Source organism: Bradyrhizobium sp. CCBAU 53415 (assembly GCF_028128735.1).
Classification (GTDB): Bacteria; Pseudomonadota; Alphaproteobacteria; order Rhizobiales; family Xanthobacteraceae; genus Bradyrhizobium.
The window spans coordinates 301452-326710 of record NZ_LBJF01000027.1; the positions used below are offsets into that span (position 1 = coordinate 301452).

Genomic DNA, 25259 nt, shown 5'->3' on the forward strand with positions numbered 1-25259 from the left:
CGGAACGGGGCTCTAGACTCTTGTGTTTCGACGCGTTTTCTCCACGCGAACCGGTGTCCACTTCGCTCGAAAACGCTCTAGAACTGATACCTCCTCAGGCCCCCATCGACCGGGATCACCGTCCCCGTGATGTATCGCGCCACCGGTGACGCCAGAAACACGGCGAGTGCCGCCAGATCCTCCGGCTCGCCCCAATAGCCGACCGGGATCTCCTCCTCGGCAAAGCGCTCGCGATAATCCGGCGCGTAGTTGCGGCGGATCTGTTCGCTCATGATGCGGCCCGGCGGGATGCAGTTGATGGTGATGCCGTGCTCGCCGATCTCGCGCGACAGGCCCTTGGCCCAGGCGTGCACCGCGGCCTTGGCGGCGAAAGCGGCGTTCAGGCCTTCCGGCTCGGACTTGCCGGTGATGTTGATGATACGCCCCCATTTGCGTTCGATCATCTGCGGCAGCAGTGCATGCGCGATGCGGCGGTAGCTGGTGAAGTTGAGCGCGATCGCCTCGTCCCATTTGCTGTCGGGCGCATCGACGGGGAGGGGACGGCTGCCGCCGGCATTATTGACGAGGATGTCGACATGGCCGAGTTCCTTCAGTGCAAAGGCGGCGATCTTCTCCGCGGCGTCCTTGGCCATCACGTCCTGCTCGAGGGGCGTGACCATCCCGCCGCCGACTTCTTGCGCCAGTTCGGCAAGCAGGTCGGTGCGGCGCGCCACGGCGACGACGCGCACGCCTTCGGCAGCCAGGCCCTTCGCGATGGCGCGGCCGATGCCGATGCTGGCGCCCGTGACGACGGCGGTTTTCGATTCGAGCCCGAGGTCCATGGTGACACGCTCTCCTGGTTGCTTTGCGCTTTTGCTGTTCGTTTCCTGCCCTGGCCCGAGTGCGGCGATTTGCCGAACCGAGACGAGCAGTGGTAACCAAGAGCTCTGGCGAAGGAAACACGAAAAAGAAATGGCTGAAACGATGGTCTGGGATCCGCAGCAATATCTGAAGTTCTCCGGCCATCGGCTACGGCCCGCCGTCGATCTCCTGATGCGGATTCCGGATTTCGCCCCGCGAGCGATCGCCGATCTCGGCGCCGGCGCGGGCAATGTGACCAAATTGATCAGGGAGCGCTGGCCGACCGCAACCGTGACCGGTGTCGAGGGCTCGGCCGAGATGGTGGCTGCGGGACGCAAGGCGGCGCCGGACGTGGAATGGTCGCATGAGGATCTTGGCCATTGGAGTCCCGCCAGGCAGTACGACGTGATCTATTCCAATGCCGCACTGCACTGGCTGCCCAATCATGCGGCACTGTTTCCGTCGTTGATGGAGAAAGTGACGCGTGGGGGCATGCTTGCGGTGCAGATGCCGCGCAATTTTCTCGCGCCTTCGCATGTGCTGATCGGCGAGACCGCGCTGGATGGTCCGTGGCGGTCCAAGCTGGAGCATCTCGTCACCCCGCCGCCGGTCGAGGGGCCGGCCTTCTATCACGATCTGCTGGCGCCGATGTCGGCCAATATCGACATCTGGGAGACCGAATATCTGCAGGTGCTCGAAGGCGAGAACCCGGTGAAGGAATGGACCAAGGGGACGTGGCTGACGCGCTATCTCGATGTGCTGCAGGGTGATGAGAAGGCCGCGTTCGAAGCCGCCTATGGGGTGCGGGTCGCAAAGGCCTATCCGAAGAATGCGGCCGGGCAGACCCTGTTCCCGTTCCGACGCCTCTTCATGGTTGCCCAGCGCAAAGGCTGATTGCACTGCCGCATTGCGGCATAAGCGCTCGTTCCGTTGGACACGCACGGACGCCGGGTTGCGCATACGGCGGTCGCCAAGCTAGCTTGGCCGCGGCAAATTGGGCTTAGGTCTAGTTGTTCGGCTGGCGGATTGCTGCCACTACTGACCTGAAAAACAAAAAGAAGCTGATTTCAGAGTTATTGGGAGGTACCTTCATGCGCACGCTGCTTGCTGCGGTCGCCACCGCGGCTGTTCTCTTGGCTCCAGCCATCGCCCAAGCCCAGAGTCCTATTGTCATCAAGTTCAGCCACGTCGTCGCCAACGACACCCCGAAGGGCAAGGGCTCGCTGAAGTTCAAGGAACTCGCCGAGAAATACACGGACGGCAAGGTGAAGGTCGAAGTCTACCCGAACTCCACGCTCTACAAGGACAAGGAGGAGATCGAGGCGCTGCAGCTCGGCTCGGTGCAGATGCTCGCGCCCTCGACCGCGAAATTCGCGCCGCTCGGCGTCAAGGAGTTCGAGGCGCTCGACCTGCCCTGGCTGTTCAAGGACGACGATACCTATGCCGCCACCATGAAGGGCCCGCTCGGCAAGTATCTGTTCGACAAGCTCCAGGCCAAGGGCATCAGAGGCCTCGCTTATTGGGATAACGGCTTCCACATGGTCTCGGCCAACAAGCCGCTGATCAAGCCGGCCGATTTCCAGGGGCTCAAGTTCCGCATTTCCGGGTCGAAGATCGCCGACCAGTACTTCCGCAATGTCGGCTCGATCCCGCAGATCATGGCGTTCTCGGAAGTCTATCAGGCGCTGCAGACCGGCGTGGTCGATGGCTGCGAGAACACCCCGTCTAACTACCTCACGCAGAAATTCTACGAGGTGCAGAAGGACATCACCGTTTCGAATCACGCGCATCTGCAATACGCCGTGATCGTGAACTCCAAATTCTGGGACGGTCTGCCGGCCGATATCCGCGGTCAGCTCGAAAAGGCAATGTCCGAGGCGACCGATTACACGAACTCGATCGCTCGAAAAGAGAACGAGGATGCGCTCGCCGAGATCAAGAAGTCGGGCAAGACCACGCTCCATTCACTGACCGACGCCGATCGCAAGGCCTGGCAGGAAGCGATGCATCCGACTTACAAATGGGCCAAGGGCCGGGTCGGGCAGGAGGTGCTCGACCTCATTTCCAAGGAACTCGACGTCAAGATGAACTGACGGCTGCGGCCCAACAAGAACATTACCAACGGTCGGGGGTGATCGCGCTCCCGGCCGTTGCGCTTGAATGATCCAATCCGGGGGGACCAAGTTGCTGCGCGTGCTGAATCGTTTTCTCGATCATCTCGAGGAATGGCTGATCGCGACGATGATCGCGGCTGCGACGTCGCTCATCTTCGTCGCCGTGCTGCACCGTTACGGCGCCGGGCTGTCGATCGACATCGCCAAATGGGCGGAAGCCCGTAACCTCGCCTTCCTGGCCGTCCCGGCGCGCGCGACATTCACTTGGCTTGCCAGTCTCGACCTGTCCTGGGCGCAGGAGCTCTGCATCTACATGTTCATCTGGATGGCGAAGTTCGGCGCCGCTTATGGCGTGCGGACCGGCATCCATGTCGGCGTCGACGTGCTGGTCAATATCCTCCCTGGCGGGTCGCGCCGGCGCGTGATCACCTTCGGCCTCCTGTGCGGCGCGCTTTTCACCGCCATCGTCGCCTATTTCGGCGCCGCTTTCGTCGGCCAGATGTGGCAGACCGGCCAGCAATCCAACGATCTCGAAGCGCCGATGTGGATGGTGTATCTCACCATCCCGCTCGGCTCCGGCCTGATGTGCTTCCGCTTCCTCCAGGTCGCCTGGTCGTTCTATCGCACCGGCGAGCTGCCGCACCATGACATGGCGGGCGTCGAAGGCGTCGAGGTGGACCCGGTGCATCCGGCCCCGGTCACCCACAGCCAGGTCGTTCGCGACGAGCGCAGCCCGCTCGGCTGGATCCTGATGCTGCTGCCGGTCCTGATCGTCGCCCTCTGCTTCGCGCATGCCGGCCACGTCATCACCCTGCCGCAAGGTATGCGCGTCCTCATCGTGTTCGCGCTGCTGCTCTCCTTGATGCTGACGGGCATGCCGATCTCGATTGCGCTCGGTCTCACCGTGCTCAGCTTCATGTTCACGCTGACCGACGTGCGAACAGAATCGGTGGCGCTCAAGCTGTTCACCGGCATCGAGAATTTCGAGATCATGGCGATCCCGTTCTTCATCCTCGCCGGCAACTTCCTGACCCATGGCGGCGTCGCGCGGCGGATGATCACCTTCGCAACGTCGCTGGTCGGCCATTGGTACGGCGGTCTCGCTCTGTCGGGCGTGGTCGCCTGCGCGTTGTTTGCCGCGATCTCCGGCTCCTCGCCGGCAACCGTGGTGGCGATCGGCTCGGTGATCCTGCCCGCCATGGTCGCGCAAGGCTTTCCGAAGCGGTTCGGCGCGGGCGTGATCACGACGTCGGGCTCGCTCGGCATTCTCATTCCGCCGTCGATCCCGATGGTGCTCTACGCCGTGTCCACCAACAGCTCGGTCGGCAAGCTGTTCATCGCCGGCATCGTGCCGGGATTCGTCCTCGCCTCGCTGCTCGGCGCGACGACGTTCTATCGGGCCTGGCGCAACGACTATCCGCGGATGCGCAAGGCCACCTTCGTCGAGCGCCTCGACGCGTTCCGCAAGTCGATCTGGGGCATCCTGCTGATCGTGATCGTGATCGGCGGCATCTATAGCGGCCTGTTCACGCCGACCGAGGCTGCCGCCGTCAGCGCGGTCTACGCCTTCATCGTCGCCGTGTTCATCTACAAGGATCTGAAGCTGCGCGACGTGCCGCGCGTGCTGCTGTCGTCGGCGAATCTCTCCGCCATGCTGCTCTACATCATCACCAACGCGGTGCTGTTCTCGTTCCTGATGACCTACGAGAACGTGCCGCAGGCGCTGGCGCAATGGATGATCGACCAGGGCCTGGGGTGGATCGGATTCCTGCTGCTCGTCAACCTGCTGCTGCTGGTGGCGGGCAACGTGATGGAGCCGTCCTCGATCATCCTGATCATGGCCCCGATCCTGTTTCCGGTCGCGGTCAAGCTCGGGATCGATCCGATTCATTTCGGCATCCTGATGACGGTCAACATGGAGGTCGGCCTGTGCCATCCGCCCGTCGGCCTCAATCTCTACGTCGCCTCGGGCATCGCCAAGATGGGTATCACCGAGCTCACGGTCGCGGTGTGGCCGTGGCTGTTGACGATGCTGAGCTTCCTCGTGCTGGTGACGTATTGGCCCGGCCTGTCGCTGTGGCTGCCGCGATTGTTGGGGATGTAGAGCACGAGCTGCGGCGCGGTTCTTACTCCCTCCGGGGATGGTGACCGCGTCCGCCTTCGCTCCATCAATGGCAATCGGTTGCGAGATACGGTTAGATGGCGCTCACCAGATCAGGGGAGCCAGCTCGATGACAGACATTTCGAACAGTGAGCCGAAGGACGCCTCTCCGTCGGTCATCGCGCAGCATGATGCCATGCTGAAGGCGCTGCCGTTTTCCGACAGGCGGGATTTCGACGATGCGGCGCGCGGCTTTCTCGGCACGATCGAGAATGCGACGATCCTGAATCCGCAGGGACGGACGGTCTGGAGCCTCGAGCCTTACGGCTTCCTGTCCACTGAAGTGGCGCCGGCCACGGTCAATCCGAGCCTGTGGCGGCAATCGCGTCTCAACATGCAGCACGGCCTGTTCGAGGTCGTGCCCGGCGTCTACCAGGTGCGCGGGCTCGACATCGCCAACATGACCCTGATCGAGGGCGACAGCGGCGTCATCGTCGTCGATGCCCTGACCTCGATCGAAGGCGCCCGCGCCGCGCTCGATCTCTATTTCAGGCATCGCGGCCTGAAGCCCGTTGCGGCCGTCATCTTCACGCACACCCACACCGACCATTGGGGCGGCGCGCGCGGCGTGCTGGAGGAGGATGCGCTCGCCACCGGCCGCGTGCCGATCGTCGCGCCGAACCTGTTCATGGAGCACGCCGTCTCCGAGAACATCATCGCGGGACCGGCGATGCTGCGCCGGGCGCAATACCAGTTCGGGCCGCTGCTCGCCAAGGGCGTGCGGGGACAGGTCGATTGCGGGCTCGGCAAGTCGATGGCGGCAGGATCAGTCGCGCTGCTGCGGCCGACCGACCTGATCATGGCGACCGGCGATACGCGCGTGATCGACGGCGTCGAGTTCGAATTCCAGATGGCGCCGAACAGCGAAGCGCCCGCGGAGATGCACTTCTTCATCCCGCGCTACAAGCTGTTGAACCTCGCCGAGAACTGCACGCACAATTTCCACAATCTGCTGCCGTTCCGCGGCGCCGACGTGCGCGACGCGCTGGCCTGGTCGAAATATCTGGGCGAGGCCTTGCGGCTCTGGGACGGCAAGGCGGAGGCGATGTGCGGCCAGCACCATTGGCCGGTGTGGGGGGCTGAGCGCATCGGCACGATGATCCGCCAGCAGCGTGACCTCTACAAATTCGCGCACGACCAGACCATCCGCCTGATGAATCATGGCTTCACCGCCGCCGAGATCGCCGAGACGATCCAGCTGCCGAAGAGCCTGGAAGGCGCCTGGCATGGCCGTGGCTATTACGGCCACATCCGGCACAACGTGAAGGCGATCTACCAGAAATATCTCGGCTGGTACGACGCCAATCCGGTCAATCTCGATCCGCTGCCGCCGGTGGAGTCGGGCAGGAAATATGTCGAGTATATGGGCGGGGCGGAGGCGATCCTGGCGCGGGCGCGCGATGATTTCGACAAGGGCGAGTTTCGCTTCGTCGCTCAGGTGCTCGGCCATCTCGTCTTCGCCGAACCGGACAATTCGGCGGCACGCAGCCTGCTCGCCGACACGCTGGAGCAGCTCGGCTACGCCGCTGAGAGCGCGACTTGGCGCAACGCCTATCTGTTCGGCGCGCAGGAATTGCGGCAGGGCATGCCGAAGGTACCGGCGCGCCCGCCGATGCCGCGCGAAACGCTGGCCGCGCTGCGCACCTCCCAGCTCTGGGATGTGATGGGAATTCGCCTCAACGGCCCCAAGGCGGAAGGCAAGCACATCGTCTTGAACTGGCGCTTTTCCGACACCGGCGAGACCTTCGTGCTCAATCTGGAGAACTGCGCGCTCACTTACGCCGAGGGCGTGCAGGCGGAGAACGCGGACGCCAGCTTCACGCTCGCACGCGCAACGCTCGACGAGGTGATCGCGAAGCTGACGAGCTTTCCGGAAGCGGTCGCCGCCGGCAAGATCGAGCTATCGGGCAACCCGATGCGGCTTGCCGAGCTGATGGGCCTGATGGACGAATTCCCGCGCATGTTCGAGATCGTCGAGCCGAAGCGGACGGTGGTGAGGTAGGGCGACCCGTGCCCCGGACGCAGCGCAGCACTTCTTCAGCGGTGCGCTGCAGAGCCGGGGCCCATGTTTCCAAGAGCATGCCCTGCCGCATGGGTCCCGGCTCTGCGCCGCAACGCGAAGGGCGTTGCAGCGCGTCCGGGACACGAGAGTGGCGGGTGGCTGCTTACTCCGCGCTGCTCACCAGCTTGATCCGCGGCGCCTGTGCCTCGGTCAGGCTGCGATAGGCCGCGAGATAGTCCAGCGCCATGCGCCGTGCCGTGAAGCGCGTCTCGAACTGCTTGCGGATCGCGGTGCGGTCGAGTTGCGGAAGGCGATTCACCACCCCCGCGGCGCTGATGATGTCCTCGACGACGAAGCCGGTGAGACCCTCGTCGATGATCTCCGGCGCTGAGCCGCGGTTGAAGGCGACGACCGGCGTTCCGCACGCCATAGCCTCGATCATCACGAGGCCGAACGGCTCCGGCCAGTCGATCGGCAGCAGGAGGCCGAGCGCGCCGCTCAGAAAGTCCGACTTCTCGCGATCGCTGATCTCGCCGATGAAGTCGACCAGCGGATTGTCTTCGATCATCGGCCGGATCAGCTCGTCGTAGTAATCCTGGTCGGCGCGATCGACCTTGGCCGCGATCTTCAGCGGGATGCCGCAATGGGTCGCGATCTTGATGGCGCGGTCGACGCCTTTTTCCGGCGCGATGCGGCCGAGCACGGCGAGATATTCCTGCTTCGCCGGCTTCGGCGTCAGCAAGTTCTCCGGCAGGCCGTGGTGGATCGTCGTCACCCAGTTCGCCTGCGGCACCGGCCGTCGCTGCGCATTGGAGATCGAAATGACGGGCATCCTGGCGAAGGTGTTGAAGACCGGCTGATGCTCCGGCAGATCGAGCCGGCCGTGCAGCGTGGTCACGAATGGCGTGGGCTGTCGGTGGAACAGCGACCACGGATAATAGTCGAGATGGAAGTGGAGGAAGTCGAACTCCTCGTCGTCACATTTCTGCCGCACCCGCTCCAGCAGCACCATGTGCAGCGCGTTGGGATCGCGCACGGAACCGTCGAGACGGAGCGCCTTCGGCCACAACGCATCCAGCTTTGCCGACGTCCGCGAGTCGCCGCTCGCGAACAATGTCACGTCGTGTCCAAGGGCTACCAGCTCCTCCGTCAACCAATGCACCACCCGTTCGGTGCCGCCATACAGCTTGGGCGGAACAGCTTCCGTCAACGGAGCTACCTGCGCGATGCGCATCTCACCATCTCCTCTACGATCATGGAGTTAAAGCCCCCGCCGTGTCTCGGTACCGGCATGCCAGAGCGGGAACGTTCTCGCATTTGCGAAGTTCCTTCTCCCAAACGTTACATATTCGACACGTCGGGGGATCGTCGCGATGCTGCCACCAGATCTTCGCACATCGCCCGCATCCGCATGTCGTGATGGCGTTGCCCGGGAACAGAGGCGAAGCGGCCGATGTTCACTCGACCGGTAATGAAACGAAAATCAGCATAACGGGGCGATAGCCATATGGATCAGCTTTCTGGATACGCGCGCAGGCCATTTGCCTTTGTCTTGCGCTATCTTCGGATGCGAATGGCGTCGCACATGGTGATCTTGACCGCAGTCGTTGCGGCGGTTGCCTGCTCCGTAGGCACTCAGTACGGGGTTAAATCCCTTGTCGACGCCTTGTCTGCGGGACCTTCGCATGGTGGCGGCGGCGTATGGCTGGCATTCATTCTGCTCATGTCTTTGATCGCCGCCGACAACTTCCTGTGGCGGATCGCGAGTTGGACAGCGAGCTTCACCTTTGTGCGGGTCACGGGTGATTTGCGGCGAGACATATTTCGTCATCTGACCGGACACGCGCCGAGTTACTTTTCCGACCGGATGCCAGGAATGCTGACGAGCCGGATCACGGCGACGTCGAATGCGGTGTTCACGGTCGAGAACATGTTCGTCTGGAACGTGCTGCCGCCGTGCATTGCCACAATTGCGGCAATCGCGCTGATTGGAACCGTCAGTCCTTATATGGCACTCGGCCTGACCGTGATCGCAGGCGGTATGGTGATCGCCATGTTCCGTCTGGCAGCCGCCGGCAAGCCGCTTCACGACGATTTCGCCGACAAGGCGGCCGCGGTCGACGGCGAGATGATCGACGTCATCAGCAATATGCCCCTGGTCCGTGCCTTCTGTGGCATCGGCCACGAGCATGAGCGGTTCGACGCGACCGTGAACCGGGAACTCATCGCGCGAAGCCGCAGCCTGCGTTATCTGGAAAAGCTGCGGCTGTTGCATGCTGCCGTAACCGTGCTTTTGACGATTGCGCTGATGGCCTGGGCAATCACGCTCTGGCATAAGGGTGAAGCGACCACCGGTGACGTCGTTCTGGTCTGTACGCTTGGCATCTCGATCCTGAGCGCCACGCGCGATCTCGCGGTGGCGCTGGTCGACGTCACCCAGCACGTCGCGCGGCTGACCGAGGCGATCGCCACGCTGCTGGTGCCGCACGAATTGCGCGACCACCCCGAAGCCGAGCCGCTGATGAAGAGCGGCGCTGCGATCGCGTTCAACAATGTTGCCTTCGGCTATCCCGGCGGCGAGAAGATCTTCGAGCGGTTCAGCCTGCGGCTCCAACCGGGCCAGCGCGTCGGCCTGGTCGGGCAGTCCGGCGGCGGCAAGTCGACGCTGTTCACATTGCTCCAGCGCTTCTACGACGTCGACGAGGGCAGCATCACCATCGACGGCCAGGACATCTCCAAGGTCACGCAGCTGAGCCTGCGCGAGGCGATTTCCGTCGTGCCGCAGGACATTTCATTGTTTCATCGCTCCATTCGCGAGAACATCCGCTACGGCCGTCCGAACGCGACCGACGACGAGGTGCTGCGTGCAGCGATCGCGGCGCGCTGCGACTTCGTCGAGAGCCTGCCCGATGGCCTCGACACCATGGTCGGCGACCGCGGTGTCAAGATGTCCGGCGGTCAGCGCCAGCGCATCGCGATCGCGCGCGCCTTCCTCAAGGATGCGCCGATCCTGCTGCTGGACGAGGCGACTGCCGCGCTCGACAGCGAATCCGAGGAGGCGATCCGCGAGGCGCTGTCGCGCCTGATGCGCGGCCGGACCGTGATCGCGATCGCTCATCGGCTGGCGACGCTGCGCAATTTCGACCGCGTGGTGGTGTTGAGGAATGGTAAGATCATCGAGGACGGCTCGCCCGAGCGTCTGATGCAGGGCCACGGGCCGTATCGCGAGCTGGTCACGCAGGAAATGAGCCGGCTCGCGCAAGCCGCCGCGTAGACCAGCAGTCGCGTTCTCGAGTGGTTGCGTTTGAAACAGGCGCAGGGGAGCAGCTCATGTCGGCCGAAGCCGTAACCCAATTCGTCTCCGTGACGAGGACCTCGGAACAGGTCGCGGAACAACCCTTCTATATTCCGATGACGGGGCCGTCGGCACGGCCGCGGCGTTCACTCAAGCACGACGACACTTTCATCGTGCTCGACAGCCATGGCGACATCGGTGCATCCGCCGGCGGGCCGGACGGCCTGTTCCATCACGATACGCGCTACCTCGCGCGGCTCGAGCTCGTGCTCGACGATCTCCAGCCGCTGCTGCTCGGCTCGAACCTGCGCGACGACAATTCGGCGCTGACGGTCGACCTCACCAATCCGGACATCTACCGGCAGGGCAACCTCGTTCTGCAGAAGGACCTGCTGCACATCGTGCGCACGATCTTCCTGTGGCGCGGCACGGCCTATCAGCGCATCGGCGTGCAGAACCATGGCGACCGGCGCACCAGCGTCGACCTGACGCTGCTGTTCGGCAATGACTTCGCCGATCTGTTCGAGGTCCGCGGCGAGCGGCGACCGCGCCGCGGGATAGGAACGAGCCGGCTGCTCGGGCCGACCGACGTCCTGTTCGAATATCGCGGCCTCGACGAGGCCGAACGGACCACCGGGCTGCATTTCGACCCGCGTCCGACGCGGCTCTCGGTCAATGCCGCGACCTGGGAGCTCGACCTGGAGCCGCACCAGGCCAAATCGCTTTTCGTGGCCGTGTCCTGCAACCGACCGGTGACGGAAAAGCCGGTGCGGTTCTTCCCGGGTCTGCTGGCGCACCGCCGCGAGATGCGGCAGTCGACCATGGGCGCGGCCAGCATCGAGACCTCCAACAACATCTTCAACGAGGTGCTGTGCCAGGCCATGGCCGACCTCAACATGCTGATGACCGAGACGCCGCAGGGGCGCTACCCCTATGCCGGCATCCCCTGGTACTCGACGACGTTCGGTCGCGACGGCCTCATCACCGCGCTCCAGATGCTCTGGATCGATCCCCGTGTCGCGAAAGGCGTCCTGCGCCGGCTCGCGCATTTCCAGGCCACGGCGATCGACCCGCTCGCCGACGCTGCGCCCGGAAAGATCCTGCACGAGATGCGCGGCGGCGAGATGGCGGCACTCGGGGAGGTTCCGTTCGCGCACTACTACGGCAGCGTCGATTCGACTGCGCTGTTCGTGCTGCTCGCAGGAAGCTATTTCGAGCGCACCGGCGACGAGGCCACGTTGATCGAGCTGTGGCCGGCGATCGAGGCGGGGCTGGCCTGGATCGACGGCCCTGGTGATCCCGACCAGGACGGCTTCGTCGAATACCAGCGCGCGACCGAGAAGGGGCTGGCCAACCAGGGCTGGAAGGATTCCTACGACGCGATCTTCCATGCCGACGGCCAGCTTGCAGAGGGCAATATCGCCCTCGCGGAAGTCCAGGGCTACGTCTTTGCCGCCAAGCAGCTCGCTGCGCGTTGCGCGCTGCGGCTCGGCAGGCCGGACCGCGTGCGCAAGCTCGAGACCGAAGCCAGGGCACTCGCCGAGCGCTTCGAGAAGGCGTTCTGGTGCGAGGAGCTCGGCACCTATGCGCTCGCCCTCGACGGCAACAAGCGCCCGTGCAAGGTGCGGACCTCGAACGCCGGTCAGGTGCTGTTCAGCGGCATGATCCGGGAGGACCGCGCGCGCCTCGTCGCTGCCGATCTGATGCGCCCGCATTTCTTCTCGGGTTGGGGCATCCGCACCGTCGCGCAGGGCGAGGTGCGCTACAATCCGATGTCCTATCATGACGGGTCGATCTGGCCGCACGACAACGCGCTGATCGCGCTCGGTCTCGCGCGCTACGGCCTGAAGAATTCGGTAGCGCATGTCTTCAAGGGGCTGTTCGATGCCGCGACCTACATGGATCTGCGCCGGTTGCCCGAATTGTTCTGCGGCTTCCGCCGCGAGAAGCGGCGCGGGCCGACGCTCTATCCGGTCGCCTGCGCGCCTCAGGCCTGGGCCAGCGCGACGCCCTTCACGCTGCTGGAGGCGGCGCTCGGCCTCGAGTTCGACGTGGCGCGCGGCGAGATTCGCCTGCGCAATCCGCATCTGCCGGCGTTCCTCAACGAGGTGATCCTGCGCGATCTGCGCCTCGGCCAGTCCAGCGTCGATCTTTGCGTCAGCCGCCACGGCGACGACGTGGCGCTGGAGGTGATGCGCACGCGCGGCCAGATCCAGGTCTCGATCGTGCTGGCGCGCTAGCGGCGCGTCGTAAGGAGGGTGTCATGCGTGCGATCGGAGCGTTGATCCTGGGCGTGGCGATCGTGGTTGCCCTGACGGTCGCGCCGTCGCGCGCCGCGGAGGATCACCCCGCAGGCCAGAATGAAGCGAATGCGCCGGCGACGGCACAGCCGCTGGTCTCAACCGTACCGGTGACGCCCAAGGACGCCGCGCCGCCGCCCTCGGTGACCATCATCGGCGCGAGCGAGGCCCACGGCGTGCTCGGCCGCGACGTTCGCAGCGCCGCCGGCGAGGACATGGGCCGTATCGTCGACGTCATCGTCGATCGCACCGGCCATGTGCGCGCCGCGGCGATCGATTTCGGCGGCTTCCTCGGCGTCGGCAGCCGCAAAATCGTCGTGGACTGGAACGCGCTACGGTTCGGCAAGATCGCCAACAAGAAGGACAGCATCACGCTGGAATTGACCAAGGCGCAGGTCGCGGCCGCGCCGGAATACAAGGAAGACACGCCGATCGTCGTGCTCGGCGCGTCCGGCAGCCTCCAGCCGCTGCAGGCGATCCAGTGAGGTGCAGGGAGGGCTGACTGCCCGTGCTGTTGTCGAGGAAGCCGAACCATGCAGATCGCGGCGGCCGCGTCGAGCAGGACAAAGTCGCTGCGCCGTCGGCCGCGGGTATTCCGGCGCCCTCGCGCCAGAGCCTGCGCGGTCTCGACTGGTTCATCTTCTTCCTCGCCGACGTGCAGACCGGATTCGGTCCCTTCATCGCGGTCTATCTGACGACGCAGAAATGGACCCAGGTCGAGATCGGCCTCGTGCTGTCGATCGGCGGCATCGTCGCGCTGATCGGGCAAATGCCGGGCGGCGCGATCATCGATGCCGCGAAATCGGAGCGTCTCGTCGCCGCTCTCGCGATTGCGACCATCGGCGCTTGCGCGCTGGCCTATGCCGCGATGCCGATCTTCCCCGTTGTGGTCACCGCGACCACCTTGCACGCGGCGGCGAGCTGCGTGCTCGGGCCGGCGATCGCCGCGATCAGCCTTGGCCTCGTCGGGCCGCTCGCGATCGGCGAACGGCTCGGACGCAACGCACGCTTTGCCTCGCTGGGCAACGGCGTCGCGGCGGCCGTGATGGGCACCGCGGGCTATCTCCTGTCGAGCCGCTCCGTGTTTCTGGTCACCTTCCTGCTCGCGATCCCGACCCTGATCGCGCTGTCGCGCATCCGCGAGAATGAGGTCGACATCAGGCGCTGTCACGGCGAGATGCCTCCTGAAGCCGCCGACCGCGGCGACACCAATATCTGGCATCTGATCCGGCAGCGTCCCCTCATCGTTTTCGCGCTGAGCGTCCTGCTGTTGCAGCTTGCGAACGCCGCGATGATGCCGCTGATGGCGAGCGCAGTAACGGCGCGGTCGAGCCAATGGGCGACTGTGCTCGTCGCCGCCTGCATCATCGTGCCGCAGGCGATCGTGGCGCTGCTGTCGCCGATGGTCGGGCGCCAGGCGCAAGTGTGGGGCCGGCGGCCCTTGCTCTTGATCGGATTCGGCGCGCTGACGATTCGCGGCCTGCTGTTCGCGACCGTGCGCGATCCCTATCTCCTGGTGCTGGTGCAGGTGTTCGACGGCCTCACCGCGGCGGTGTTCGCGGTGATGATTCCGCTGATCGTCGCCGACGTCGCCTTTGGCAGCGGTCACTTCAACCTGGCGCAGGGCATCGTCGGCACCGCGACCGGCATCGGCGCGTCACTGAGCACGGCGCTGGGCGGCTATGTCAGCGACAAGTTCGGCAACGCCACCGCGTTCATCGGGCTGTCCGGCGTCGCCGCGACGGGGCTCCTTCTGATCCTGCTGGTGATGCCGGAAACCCGGCGCACGGCATGATCGCAGCGAAAGAAAAAGCCGGCCGAAACGGGTTCTGCCGGCCAAGTCACGGGGGAGAAACCCATCAGGCGTCGAGATTGTGCAGGCGCTGGCGGTTACGCAGCACGATCTGGCGGGCGCCGGAGAAACCGAGAATGCCCTGAGCGTGAAGCTGCGACAGTGCGCGCGACACGGTTTCGAGGGTGAGGCCGAGATAGTCGCCAATGTCGCGGCGGCACATCGGCAGCGCCATCATGCCGGCTACAGCGAGACGGCGGTCCATTTCCAGCAGGAAGGTCGCGACGCGCTCCATCGCGGTCTTGCGGCCGAGCAGCAGCATGTGGTCCTCGGCATGACGCAGCTCACCGGCGGTCATCGCCCAGAGCTTGCGGGCAACCTGGACGTCGGTGCCGGCAGCCTTCTCGAGGCTCGCGCGCTTCACGAGGCGCACGGTGGTGTCGATGATGGCTTCTGCGGCGAGGCGGTGAGTGGGACCGGATTCGAGGCCGAACACGTCGCCGGGAAGATGGAAGGCGCCGATCTGGCGACGGCCGTCGGAAAGCAGCTTGTAGCTGCTCACTGCGCCCGACACGACCTGGTAGACATATTCGGACGGCTCGTCCTCGCCATAGATCTCCTCGTCCTTGCGATAGGAGAATTCCGTGGCGACAAGGCCGACATGGCCGGCGATTGCACCGAACTGGTCGGTGACCGGATGGGCAGGAGCAATCTTGCCAACAATCTGGGTGTTGATCGCCTGGGTGTTGAGCGTCTGGGTCAGCATCTGCGCCATCTCCGTTGTGATGACGCTTTCGTACGCGGTATCGGGGGCTTCGAAAATTTCGAGCGATATCTTAAGGGGGTTGCCTTACGTAGAATCCCGTAGGTCAGGCGCGGGGCGATCCTGGATGGCGTGGCGGATGCACTTGACCAGGTTTTCGTCGAGAAGCGGCTTCAAAATCACGTCTTTGATGCCCGCCGTCGCCGCTCGGGCCGAGATGTTCTCGTCGGGATAACCGGTGATGAGGATCACTGGCGCGACCTGGTCGGATTTGCGCAGCCGACCGGTCAGCTCGATGCCATTGATGTCCGGCATCTTGTAGTCGATGACGTAACAGTCCGGTCCAGGCGCGCCGCTGACGTTGAGCAGCGCTGTACCGCTCCTGAAAGTCCGCACGGCGAAGCCGTCGGTCTCCAGCAGGAACCGCAGAGATCCCAGGACGGCGGCATCATCGTCGACCACAAAGACGGTGAGTTGTGGGGAGGACGGCAGCCGCGCATGATGTGAGCTGACCTCGATCATGCTGGCTGGTTAGCACGGCGCCGGGAAGGCGCCTTGACCTGCCTCAATCGTTGAGCATGCCAGCGCGCATCGCCAGCCGGACCAGTTCCGAGAGGCTGCTCGCCTGCATCTTGGTCATGACGTTGGCCCGGTAGACCTCGATGGTCCGCGGGCTGATATCGTATTCGCGGGCGATGAGCTTGTTGGAGAGGCCTGCGATCAGCCCTTCCATGACCTGGCGCTCCCTGGGACTCAAGGACGCGACGCGGGCGGCGATGTCCTGCGCGACGGCCTCGCTCTTGGCGGCGGGCTCGGCCTGGCGGATCGCCGAATCGATCATGGCGGTGAGACGGTCGTCGTCGAACGGCTTTTCCAGGAAATCGACCGCCCCGAGCTTCATCGCCTCGACCGCGAGCGGCACGTCGCCATGACCGGTCATGATCACGATCGGGAACGGACTCTGCTGTGCCTTCATCCGCTTCAGCAGTTCGATCCCGTCGAGGCCGGGCATGCGCACATCGGAGACGACGCACCCGAAGCCGAGGCCGGGCAGGGCTTCGAGAAAGGCGAGGGCGTCGTCGAACAGGGTGACGCCGAAGCCGGCGGAATCCAGCAGGAAGTTCAGCGAGTCCCGCATCGCTGCGTCGTCGTCGATGACGTAGACTTTTCCCTTGGTCGTCATGATTCAGCTCTCGTCGGTTGCCGGCAAGGTGAAGCGGAATGTCGCCCCGCCCGCTGCGTTGCTCTCGGCCCACATGCGGCCGCCGTGAGCCTCGATGATCGAGCGGCTGATGGAAAGTCCCACGCCCATGCCGGTGTCCTTGGTGGTGAAGAAGGTCTGGAACAGGTTCGGAATGACGTCGTCCCGGAAGCCGATGCCGGTGTCGGAGACCTCCACCTCGATCATGTCGTCGCCGACGCGGGTGTTGGCGACGACGAGTTCGCGCCGCGGCGACTGCGCCATTGCTTCGAGTGCGTTGCGGAACAGGTTGACAAGCACCTGCTGGATCTGCACGCGGTCGGCGAGGACGAGATCGGCATCGGGATCGAGGCTGAAGCGGAGTTGCACGTTCTGCTCGCGCGCGCCGGCGAGCCCGAGCGCGCCGGCTTCCTCGATCAGCTTGGACAGGCTCTCGACCCGCTTCTCCGATTCGCCGCGGGAGACGAAGTCGCGCAGGCGCCGGATGATCTGGCCGGCACGCAAGGCCTGCTCCGCCGCCCGATCCAGCGCGCTTTCGACCCTCGGCGTGTTGGGATCGCTGCTGCCCGCGAGGAGGCGCCGCGATCCCTTCATGTAATTGCTGATCGCCGCCAGCGGCTGGTTGAGCTCGTGGGCGAGCGCGGAGGCCATTTCGCCCATCGCGGTCAACCGCGACACGTGCACCAGCTCGGATTGCAGTTCCTGGAGCCGCGCCTGGGTCTGCTGGTGCTCGGTGAGGTCGCGCACGAAGCCGGTGAAATAGGGCTCGCTCGCGCGTTGCGTCTGTCCGACGGACAGGTGCATCGGGAAAGTCGTGCCGTCGCGGCGCTTGCCGGTCACAATCCGGCCGATCCCGATAATGTGCGGATCATTGGTCCTGAGATAGCGCGCGAGATAGCCGTCGTGACGCGACTGATCGGGCTCCGGCATTAGAATGCTCACGTTCCGGCCAATGGCTTCCTGCCTGCTGTAGCCGAACAGCCGCTCCGCGGCGCTGCTGAAGAGCTGCATGATGCCGCGTGAATCGATGACGATCATGGCGTCGGGCACCGTTTCGAGAATCGAACGAAGATGATTCTCCTGGGAGCGCAGGGCCTCTTCGAGCTGCTTTTCCTCGTTGATGTCGAGAAATATCCCGCTGAGGTGACGTGGCGTGCCCGATTCGTCCCGGATCACGCCAGCCCTGGCTCGGATCCACTGGCCGTTTCCGGACATGCCGCCGAGCTTGAACGACAGGTCAAGTCCCCCGCCGCCTTCCGAGGTGCGCCCGATTGCCTTCAGGAGGTGGTCCCGATCGTTCGGTTCCAGCAGCGAAAGAAAGAGATCGTAGCTGACGGTCTGATCCCGCCCGAGGCCAAACAGCCGCTTGGCCATCTCCGACCATTCAAGTTCGCGCGTCCGCAGATCAAGGTCCCAGGTGCCCACCCCAAATCCTTCGATGCGGCCACGAAAGTGCTCGCCCCGACCATCGTCTGCCGAATGGGTCACGCGGGTCGGCGCCAAGCTCTGCTCCTATCCTCGGCGGCCAGGCAGGATGCCTTTACCGTACCCGCAATTTCGCCCAAGGCCCGCTCGGAGGCAAGCGCGGACGTTGAATTCACTGGCGGATTTCCCACTGAACGGCGAGGGAGCCAAAAGCGCCTGCTTTGATCTATCTCAGCCTGCTGTGCGGCAGCAGGTTTAGGATTTGAAAAAATTTGGCGATGCTGGAGATATCCCGATGACATACGCGACCGTCATGGTCAGCTTGGCACTCGATCAGCCCAACGAGGCGCGTCTTCAGGTCGCGGGGGAGCTCGCCGAACGATTCGAGGCCGCCATCGTCGGGGTCGCCGCGGCGCAGTTCGCGCCGCCGCTCTATTTCACCGACGGCGCCGAGGCGCAAACGCTGATCGACGAGGGCGAAGCTTCGGTCAAGCGGCGGCTGGCCGGCCTGGAAGCACAATTCCGCGCGGCCACGAAGAATCGCGGCGGACATGTGGAGTGGCGCAGCGCCATGGATTTTCCGTCGCGATTCGTCCTGGCGCAGGCGCGTTGCGCCGACATCGTCGTCAGCGGGGGGCAGAGTCCGGCCTTCTCCGACGCTTTCTCGCTCGCGAGCCCCAAGGATCTGGTGCTGCAGGCCGGCCGCCCGCTTCTCGTCGTCCCCGACCGGGCCGGCTGGCTCGACTTGCGCAACGTGCTGGTGGCGTGGAAGGACACGCCGGAGGCGCGGCGGGCGGTGGCCGACGCGCTGCCGATGCTGCGCAAGGCGAGGGACGTCACCATCGTTGAAATTCCAGAGCAGGACGACGACCGTTCGGCCGTGATGGCCGGCGTCATCGACGTTGTCGCCTGGCTCGGCCGTCACGGCGTCACCGCGACTGCACGCGTCTCGGAGGCCACAGCAGACGAAACCCCGGCGGCGCAATTGGAGAAAGTCGCCGGGGACATCGGCGCCGGCCTGATCGTCGCGGGCGCCTATGGCCATTCGAGATTTCGTGAACTGATCCTGGGGGGCGTCACCCAGCATCTGGTCACGCAAACCGCCCGCAGCGTGCTGCTGTCGCACTGACCGCCGGCCCGGGTCAGAGGAGGACGCGTCGTGTATAGATTTCTTGAACAGACTGTCGATGGCTACATGACGCGCAACGTCAAGACGGTGCAGCGCAGTCTCGACTTGTTCCAGCTCAGCGAGATGTTCGAGACCGACGATTTCAACAGCTATCCGGTTGAAGACGACGGGCAAGTGGTCGGCATCGTCACCAAATTCGACATCCTGAAGTGCTTCGCCTTCACGCCGAGCCAGATGTTGCCGCGCTACGATGACCTGATGAGCCGCAAGATCGGCGACGTCATGACGCCCGAGTTCATCTATGTCAGTCCCGACACGCGGCTGACACGTGTGCTCCAGATCATGGTCGAGCATCGCATCAGGAGCATCATCGTGCTCGACGGTGCACAGAAGCTGGTCGGAATCATTGCCCGCGAGGACGTCATCGCAGCGCTCAAGGCGACGGCAAGAGACTGACGGAGCGCCCCTCCAATATTGCGGTTTCAACCTCCGTGATTTCACGGAGGTTGTTCCTTTTCGCGCGCCGGTCTGACTTCCGTGCCGCTCTCCCGCATGCGGAGAGGATTTCAACTGGCGTTGCATCAGCCTCACATTAACAGAAATCCATCCATCTTGATTTCAATCAATTCCCCGCGAGGCTGGATGTGGTTTCTGGCGCTGTGTTCTTTCAGAGAGAATCCGCATGAGCCAGCCCTCCATCTCCAAATCCATGACCATCGGTGAAAGCGGCTTGGCTGTCGTGTTCGCAGTCACCGCCTTCCTCTGCGTGATCGCCTCGGCCAAGGCGCTCGATGCGCCCTTCGCCTTCCACGCCGCGCTCAGCGCGGCGGCGAGCCTGGCTGCGGTGTTCTTCATCGTCAACCGCTACTTCGAACGGCCGGCGGCGCTGCCGCCCCAGGAAATCAACGGCCGCCCGAACTACAACATGGGGCCGATCAAGTTCTCCGCCTTCATGGCGATGTTCTGGGGCATTGCCGGATTCCTCGTCGGTCTCATCATCGCCTCACAGCTGGCCTGGCCCGCGCTGAATTTCGATCTGCCCTGGACCAGCTTCGGTCGCCTGCGGCCGCTGCACACCTCCGCCGTGATCTTCGCCTTCGGCGGCAACGTGCTGATCGCGACCTCCTTCTACGTGGTGCAGAAGTCCTGCCGCGCGCGCCTTGCCGGCGACCTCGCGCCGTGGTTCGTCGTGGTGGGCTACAACTTCTTCATTCTGATCGCCGGCACGGGCTATCTGCTCGGCGTCACCCAGTCGAAGGAATATGCCGAGCCGGAATGGTACGCCGATTTGTGGCTGACCATCGTCTGGGTCGCCTATCTGCTCGTCTTCCTTGCCACCATCTTCAAGCGCAAGGAGCCGCACATCTTCGTAGCGAACTGGTTCTATCTCGCCTTCATCGTGACGATTGCGGTCCTGCATCTGGGCAACAATCCGGCGCTCCCCGTCTCGGTGTTCGGCTCGAAGTCCTACGTCGCCTGGGGCGGCATCCAGGACGCCATGTTCCAGTGGTGGTACGGCCACAACGCGGTCGGCTTCTTCCTGACTGCCGGCTTCCTGGCCATCATGTACTACTTCATCCCGAAGCGCGCCGAGCGGCCGATCTATTCCTACCGGCTCTCGATCATCCATTTCTGGGCGCTGATCTTCCTCTACATCTGGGCCGGCCCGCACCATCTGCACTACACGGCGCTGCCGGACTGGACGCAGACGCTGGGCATGACCTTCTCGATCATGCTGTGGATGCCCTCCTGGGGCGGCATGATCAACGGCCTGATGACGTTGTCGGGCGCCTGGGACAAGCTGCGCACCGATCCCGTGCTGCGCATGCTCGTGGTCTCCGTCGCCTTCTACGGCATGTCGACCTTCGAGGGCCCGATGATGTCGATCAAGGTGGTCAACTCGCTCAGCCACTACACCGACTGGACCATCGGCCACGTGCATTCCGGCGCGCTCGGCTGGGTCGGCTTCGTCTCCTTCGGCGCGCTCTACTGCCTGGTGCCGTGGGCCTGGAATCGCAAGGGCCTCTACAGCCTCAAGCTCGTCAACTGGCATTTCTGGGTCGCCACGCTCGGCATCGTTCTCTACATCTCGGCGATGTGGGTGTCCGGCATCCTGCAGGGCCTGATGTGGCGCGCCTACACCTCGCTCGGCTTCCTCGAATATTCCTTCATCGAGACCGTCGAGGCGATGCATCCCTTCTACATCATCCGCGCCGCCGGCGGCGGGCTGTTCCTGATCGGCGCGCTGATCATGGCCTACAATCTCTGGATGACGGTTCGCGTCGGCGAGGCCGAAGTCCAGATGCCCGTCGCTCTTCAGCCGGCGGAATGAGGAGCTAAAGAAATGTCGTTCTGGACACGCCACCAAATCTTCGAAAAGAACTCGATCATCCTGGTCGTCGGTATCCTGCTGGTGATCGCGATCGGCGGCCTCGTCGAGATCACGCCGCTGTTCTACCTCAAGAGCACGATCGAGAAGGTCGACGGGGTCAGGCCCTACACGCCGCTGGAGCTCGCCGGACGCAACGTCTACGTCCGCGAGGGCTGCTATCTCTGCCATTCGCAGATGGTCCGGCCCTTGCGCGACGAGGTCGAGCGCTACGGCCACTTCTCGCTCGCCGCCGAGAGCATGTTCGACCATCCGTTCCAGTGGGGCTCCAAGCGCACCGGTCCGGATCTCGCACGCGTCGGCGCAAAGTATTCCGACGACTGGCACGTCACCCATCTGACCAACCCGCGCGCGATCGTGCCGCAGTCGGTGATGCCGGGCTATCCGTTCCTCAGCGCGAACGAGGTCGACCCGGACGCCATCGCCGACCACATGCGCACGCTGAGGACCGTCGGTGTGCCCTACACCGATGAGCAGATCGCCAGCGCGGGCGCCGATTTGAAGGCCCAGGCCGATCCGGACAATGCCGGCACCGACGCCTTCGGCAAGCGCTACGCCAAGGCCGTCGTGCGCAATTTCGACGGCAAGACCGGCACGCCGACGGAAATGGACGCGCTGATCGCGTATCTGCAGATGCTCGGCACGCTGGTCGACTTCAAGATCTACAACGAGAAAGCCAATCTTCGCTGAGAAGGCATGAACGATGAAAGCCATCCTCACAGTCCATAATCTTGCGTCAGATCTCGTGACGACGATCTGGACACCGGTGTTCGTCGCGATCTTTCTCGCGATCATCGCCTACGCATTCTGGCCCCGTAACAAGGCTGTGTTCGACAAAGCAGCGCACCTGCCGTTGCGGGAGGAGTAGAGAACCATGACCGATCATTCTAGCGACATCGATTCCGTCTCCGGCAAGTCCACGACCGGACACGAGTGGGACGGCATCAAGGAGCTCAACACGCCGCTGCCGCGCTGGTGGGTGATCACCTTTTATCTCACCATCGTCTGGTCGATCGGTTACTGGATCGTCTATCCGGCCTGGCCGCTGATCTCCAGCAACACCACCGGCATGTTCGGCTACTCCTCGCGCGCTGACGTCGCGGTCGAGCTCGCCAATCTCGAGAAGATCCGCGGTGACAAGATGGCGGCGCTGGGCGCGGCCTCGCTCGCCGACATCGAGAAGGATCCGGCTCTGCTGGCGCTCGCCCGCGCCAAGGGCAAAACCGTGTTCGGCGACAATTGCGCGCCGTGCCACGGCTCCGGCGCCGCCGGCGCCAAGGGCTATCCGAACCTGAACGACGACGACTGGCTGTGGGGTGGCACGCTCGACCAGATCATGCAGACCATCCAGTTCGGCGCGCGGTCCGGCCATGCCAAGACGCATGAGGGCCAGATGCTCGCTTTCGGCAAGGACGGCGTGCTGAAGGGCGACGAGATCGTCACGGTCGCCAATTACGTGCGGTCGCTGTCGGGCCTTTCCACCCGCAACGGCTTCGACGCCGCCAAGGGCCAGAAGATCTTTGCGGACAATTGCGCCGCCTGTCACGGCGATGCCGGCAAGGGCAACCAGGAGCTCGGCGCGCCGAACCTGACCGACAAGATCTGGCTCTACGGCTCCGACGAGGCGAGCCTGATCGAGACCATCAGCCAGGGCCGCTCCGGTGTGATGCCCGCCTGGGAAGGCCGGCTCGATCCCGCCACCATCAAGGCGATGGCGGTCTATGTCCACTCGCTCGGCGGCGGCAAATAGCCGATCCACGACCGACGACTTCCGGCGGGGGCGAAGAAAAACGCCCCCGTTTGCGTTGGATCAACGGGACTTGCCGGCGCCGGCTCTAGGTTTAATCGCACCTCTTGAAAGATTCAGCGATGAACAAGGCCGTCAATCCGAACGAACTCAAGCCCGCGGACGACAGCGGGCCACTCTATGCGGCCCGCAAGAAGGTCTATCCGCAGAGCGTCTCGGGCACGTTTCGGCGGATCAAATGGAGCCTGATGGCGATCTGCCTCGGCGTCTATTATTTCCTGCCGTTCATACGCTGGAACCGCGGCCTCGGCGCCCCCAGCCAGGCGGTGCTGATCGATCTTCCCAACAGCCGCTTCTATTTCTTCTTCATCGAGTTGTGGCCGCAGGAGGTCTACTACTTCACCGGCCTGTTGATCGTGGCCGCGGTGGCGCTGTTCCTGATGAACTCGGTCGGCGGCCGCATCTGGTGCGGCTATCTCTGTCCGCAGACGGTGTGGACCGATCTGTTCTATGCCGTCGAGCGTCTGGTCGAGGGTGATCGGCGCGAGCGGATGAAGAAGGACAGATCGTCCGATCCGTTGAAGCTCGAGCGGATATCCGAGATCGTGCTCAAGCATTCGATCTGGATCATGATCGCGTGGTGGACCGGCGGCGCCTGGGTGCTCTATTTCAGCGACGCGCCGACCCTGGTGAGGGAGCTCGTCACCTTCCAGGCGCCGATGATCGCCTATATCTGGATCGGCATCCTCACCGCGACGACCTATGTGCTGGCCGGCTTCATGCGCGAGCAAGTCTGCACCTATATGTGCCCGTGGCCGCGAATCCAGGCGGCACTGACGGACGAATGGGCGCTCAACGTCACCTATCGCTACGACCGCGGCGAGAAGCGCACCTCGGTGAAGAAGGCGGCCGAGCTGCGCGCGCTCGGCGAGCAGGTCGGCGATTGCGTCGACTGCTACCAATGCGTCGCGGTCTGCCCGACCGGCATCGACATCCGCAACGGACCGCAGCTCGAATGCATCCAGTGCGGGCTCTGCATCGACGCCTGCGACAACGTGATGGCGAAGATCGGCCGGCCGAAGCGCCTGATCGGCTACGACAACGACATCAACATCCACCGCCGCCAGCAGGGCAAGGCGCCGATCTACCGCATCGTCCGCGCCCGCACCGTCGTCTACAGCGCGATCATCGCGGTGGTCGGCGGCATCATGATCTACACGCTCGCGACCCGCAGCCTGCTCGACGTCAACGTGCTGCACGACCGCAATCCGGTCGCGGTCAAGCTCAGCGACGGCTCGATCCGCAACGCCTACACGGTTCGGCTGCTCAACAAGAGCGGCTATGACCGCGTCATCGCGATCGACGCCGACGGGCCGGTCAATTCGACCGTTCACGTCGTCGGCGTCGATTCGGTGACCCCGGATCGGCCGATGATCGTGATCCCGCGCGACTCGACGAGCGAGCTCCGCCTTCTCGTCACCGCGCCGGCCGATAACAACCCGGAGAAGTCGATTCCGGTCCACTTCCACGTCACGGACATCGGCCTCGGCGTCGCCGCGTCCGCCACCGACAATTTCGTCTCGCCTTAAGGATCAGGAGACTGCCATGGCTTCCAAGCCGTTGACCGGAACCAAGGTCTTGCTGATGCTGGTCGCCTTCTTCGGCGTCGTGATCGGCGTCAACGTGACCATGATGAAGCTCGCGATCGCGACCCTGCCGGGCACCGACGTCGACAGCCCCTACGCCGCGGGCCTCGTCTATGACCGCGAGATTTCGGCGGCGCAGGACCAGGCCGCGCGCAAATGGAAGGTCAACGCCCATATCGAGCGCCGCAACGACGGCGGTGCCTCGGTCCAGGTCGAAGTCCGCGATGCCGGCGGCCAGCCGATCTCCGGGCTCAAGTTCGGCGGCCGGCTGGAGCGGCCGACCGACAAGCGCGCCGATCTCGTCGTCGAGCTCACCGAATCCGGCATCGGTCTCTATCGCGGCAGCGCCGAGTCCGTCGCGCCGGGCCAATGGGATCTGGTGATCGAGGGCGAGGCGCGGGGGGAACGCGTGTTCCTGTCTCGCAACCGCGTGATCCTGAACTGAAGGACTTCGT

22 protein-coding genes and 1 pseudogene are annotated in these 25259 nt (G+C 64.2%); 17 read left to right on the plus strand and 6 right to left on the minus strand.

Annotation, left to right across the window (positions count from 1 at the left end):
* Window positions 1-77 precede the first annotated feature (77 nt).
* Entirely contained in the window at window positions 78-821 is a 744-nt protein-coding gene (locus XH87_RS29665) for an SDR family NAD(P)-dependent oxidoreductase (protein WP_271589964.1), read from the minus strand.
* Between the two features lie 142 nt (window positions 822-963).
* Here XH87_RS29665 and XH87_RS29670 point away from each other — a divergent pair, with 142 nt between their 5' ends.
* The 5 genes and pseudogenes from XH87_RS29670 (at window position 964) to XH87_RS29685 (ending at window position 7117) form a co-directional block, all read left to right on the plus strand.
* Window positions 964-1734, plus strand: a complete 771-nt coding sequence (locus XH87_RS29670; RefSeq protein WP_035715232.1) for a methyltransferase domain-containing protein — start codon at window positions 964-966, stop codon at window positions 1732-1734.
* A 197-nt stretch (window positions 1735-1931) separates the two neighbouring features.
* Window positions 1932-2933 (plus strand): DctP family TRAP transporter solute-binding subunit, encoded by a 1002-nt coding sequence (locus XH87_RS29675; RefSeq protein ID WP_035715235.1) that lies wholly within the window; start codon window positions 1932-1934, stop codon window positions 2931-2933.
* A gap of 148 nt (window positions 2934-3081) precedes the next feature.
* Window positions 3082-3558: pseudogene (locus tag XH87_RS36660) on the plus strand (TRAP transporter small permease); the annotation flags it as partial.
* A gap of 219 nt (window positions 3559-3777) precedes the next feature.
* Window positions 3778-5058 carry a TRAP transporter large permease gene (locus tag XH87_RS36665; RefSeq protein WP_035715321.1) on the plus strand — a complete coding sequence of 427 codons (1281 nt, stop codon included), beginning with the start codon at window positions 3778-3780 and terminating at the stop codon, window positions 5056-5058.
* Between the two features lie 127 nt (window positions 5059-5185).
* On the plus strand, window positions 5186-7117 hold the full coding sequence (locus XH87_RS29685) for an alkyl/aryl-sulfatase (protein WP_271589966.1): 1932 nt from the start codon (window positions 5186-5188) through the stop codon (window positions 7115-7117).
* Window positions 7118-7280: 163 nt separating this feature from the next.
* On the opposite strand, the gene XH87_RS29690 is transcribed toward XH87_RS29685, so the two are convergent.
* The gene (locus tag XH87_RS29690) at window positions 7281-8351 is read right to left on the minus strand and encodes a glycosyltransferase family 4 protein (protein WP_271589967.1); all 1071 of its coding nucleotides are present in this window, start codon (window positions 8349-8351) and stop codon (window positions 7281-7283) included.
* 273 nt (window positions 8352-8624) lie between these two features.
* On the opposite strand from XH87_RS29690, the gene XH87_RS29695 reads away from it, so the two are divergent.
* Genes XH87_RS29695 through XH87_RS29710 form a run of 4 tightly spaced genes read left to right on the plus strand, consistent with a single transcriptional unit; the run spans window position 8625 to window position 14507 of the window.
* Window positions 8625-10391 carry an ABC transporter ATP-binding protein gene (locus XH87_RS29695; RefSeq protein WP_158669520.1) on the plus strand — a complete coding sequence of 589 codons (1767 nt, stop codon included), beginning with the start codon at window positions 8625-8627 and terminating at the stop codon, window positions 10389-10391.
* 56 nt (window positions 10392-10447) lie between these two features.
* The gene (locus XH87_RS29700; RefSeq protein WP_271589968.1) at window positions 10448-12652 is read left to right on the plus strand and encodes an amylo-alpha-1,6-glucosidase; all 2205 of its coding nucleotides are present in this window, start codon (window positions 10448-10450) and stop codon (window positions 12650-12652) included.
* Between the two features lie 23 nt (window positions 12653-12675).
* Window positions 12676-13197, plus strand: a complete 522-nt coding sequence (locus tag XH87_RS29705; protein WP_271589969.1) for a PRC-barrel domain-containing protein — start codon at window positions 12676-12678, stop codon at window positions 13195-13197.
* A 23-nt stretch (window positions 13198-13220) separates the two neighbouring features.
* Window positions 13221-14507, plus strand: coding sequence for an MFS transporter (locus XH87_RS29710; protein WP_271589970.1), 1287 nt, complete (start codon window positions 13221-13223; stop codon window positions 14505-14507).
* Between the two features lie 64 nt (window positions 14508-14571).
* Here the strand turns inward: XH87_RS29710 and XH87_RS29715 are convergent, their stop codons facing one another.
* The 4 genes from XH87_RS29715 to fixL all read right to left on the minus strand — a co-directional run bounded on the left by XH87_RS29715 (window position 14572) and on the right by fixL (window position 17971).
* Window positions 14572-15270, minus strand: coding sequence for a helix-turn-helix domain-containing protein (locus XH87_RS29715; RefSeq protein ID WP_035715325.1), 699 nt, complete (start codon window positions 15268-15270; stop codon window positions 14572-14574).
* 84 nt (window positions 15271-15354) lie between these two features.
* Window positions 15355-15789, minus strand: a complete 435-nt coding sequence (locus tag XH87_RS29720) for a response regulator transcription factor (protein WP_035715256.1) — start codon at window positions 15787-15789, stop codon at window positions 15355-15357.
* A gap of 43 nt (window positions 15790-15832) precedes the next feature.
* The gene (fixJ, locus tag XH87_RS29725; protein WP_035715258.1) at window positions 15833-16450 is read right to left on the minus strand and encodes a response regulator FixJ; all 618 of its coding nucleotides are present in this window, start codon (window positions 16448-16450) and stop codon (window positions 15833-15835) included.
* Between the two features lie 3 nt (window positions 16451-16453).
* Window positions 16454-17971, minus strand: a complete 1518-nt coding sequence (fixL, locus tag XH87_RS29730; protein WP_271589971.1) for a sensor protein FixL — start codon at window positions 17969-17971, stop codon at window positions 16454-16456.
* A gap of 217 nt (window positions 17972-18188) precedes the next feature.
* Between fixL and XH87_RS29735 the strand changes: the two genes are divergently transcribed.
* The 8 genes from XH87_RS29735 to XH87_RS29770 all read left to right on the plus strand — a co-directional run bounded on the left by XH87_RS29735 (window position 18189) and on the right by XH87_RS29770 (window position 25249).
* Window positions 18189-19022 (plus strand): universal stress protein, encoded by an 834-nt coding sequence (locus tag XH87_RS29735; protein WP_271589972.1) that lies wholly within the window; start codon window positions 18189-18191, stop codon window positions 19020-19022.
* Between the two features lie 30 nt (window positions 19023-19052).
* On the plus strand, window positions 19053-19478 hold the full coding sequence (locus XH87_RS29740) for a CBS domain-containing protein (RefSeq protein ID WP_035715268.1): 426 nt from the start codon (window positions 19053-19055) through the stop codon (window positions 19476-19478).
* A gap of 226 nt (window positions 19479-19704) precedes the next feature.
* A complete protein-coding gene (gene ccoN, locus XH87_RS29745) occupies window positions 19705-21354 on the plus strand; it encodes a cytochrome-c oxidase, cbb3-type subunit I (protein ID WP_035715271.1) in 1650 nt (549 codons plus the stop codon).
* A 12-nt stretch (window positions 21355-21366) separates the two neighbouring features.
* Window positions 21367-22101: a cytochrome-c oxidase, cbb3-type subunit II gene (ccoO, locus tag XH87_RS29750; protein ID WP_158668050.1), complete on the plus strand. Its 735-nt coding sequence runs from the start codon at window positions 21367-21369 to the stop codon at window positions 22099-22101.
* Between the two features lie 13 nt (window positions 22102-22114).
* Window positions 22115-22279, plus strand: a complete 165-nt coding sequence (locus tag XH87_RS29755; protein WP_028135114.1) for a cbb3-type cytochrome oxidase subunit 3 — start codon at window positions 22115-22117, stop codon at window positions 22277-22279.
* Window positions 22280-22285: 6 nt separating this feature from the next.
* Window positions 22286-23161, plus strand: a complete 876-nt coding sequence (ccoP, locus tag XH87_RS29760; protein ID WP_271589973.1) for a cytochrome-c oxidase, cbb3-type subunit III — start codon at window positions 22286-22288, stop codon at window positions 23159-23161.
* 119 nt (window positions 23162-23280) lie between these two features.
* On the plus strand, window positions 23281-24747 hold the full coding sequence (gene ccoG, locus XH87_RS29765) for a cytochrome c oxidase accessory protein CcoG (RefSeq protein WP_271589974.1): 1467 nt from the start codon (window positions 23281-23283) through the stop codon (window positions 24745-24747).
* 16 nt (window positions 24748-24763) lie between these two features.
* Entirely contained in the window at window positions 24764-25249 is a 486-nt protein-coding gene (locus XH87_RS29770; protein WP_271589975.1) for a FixH family protein, read from the plus strand.
* The last annotated feature ends 10 nt before the right edge of the window (window positions 25250-25259 follow it).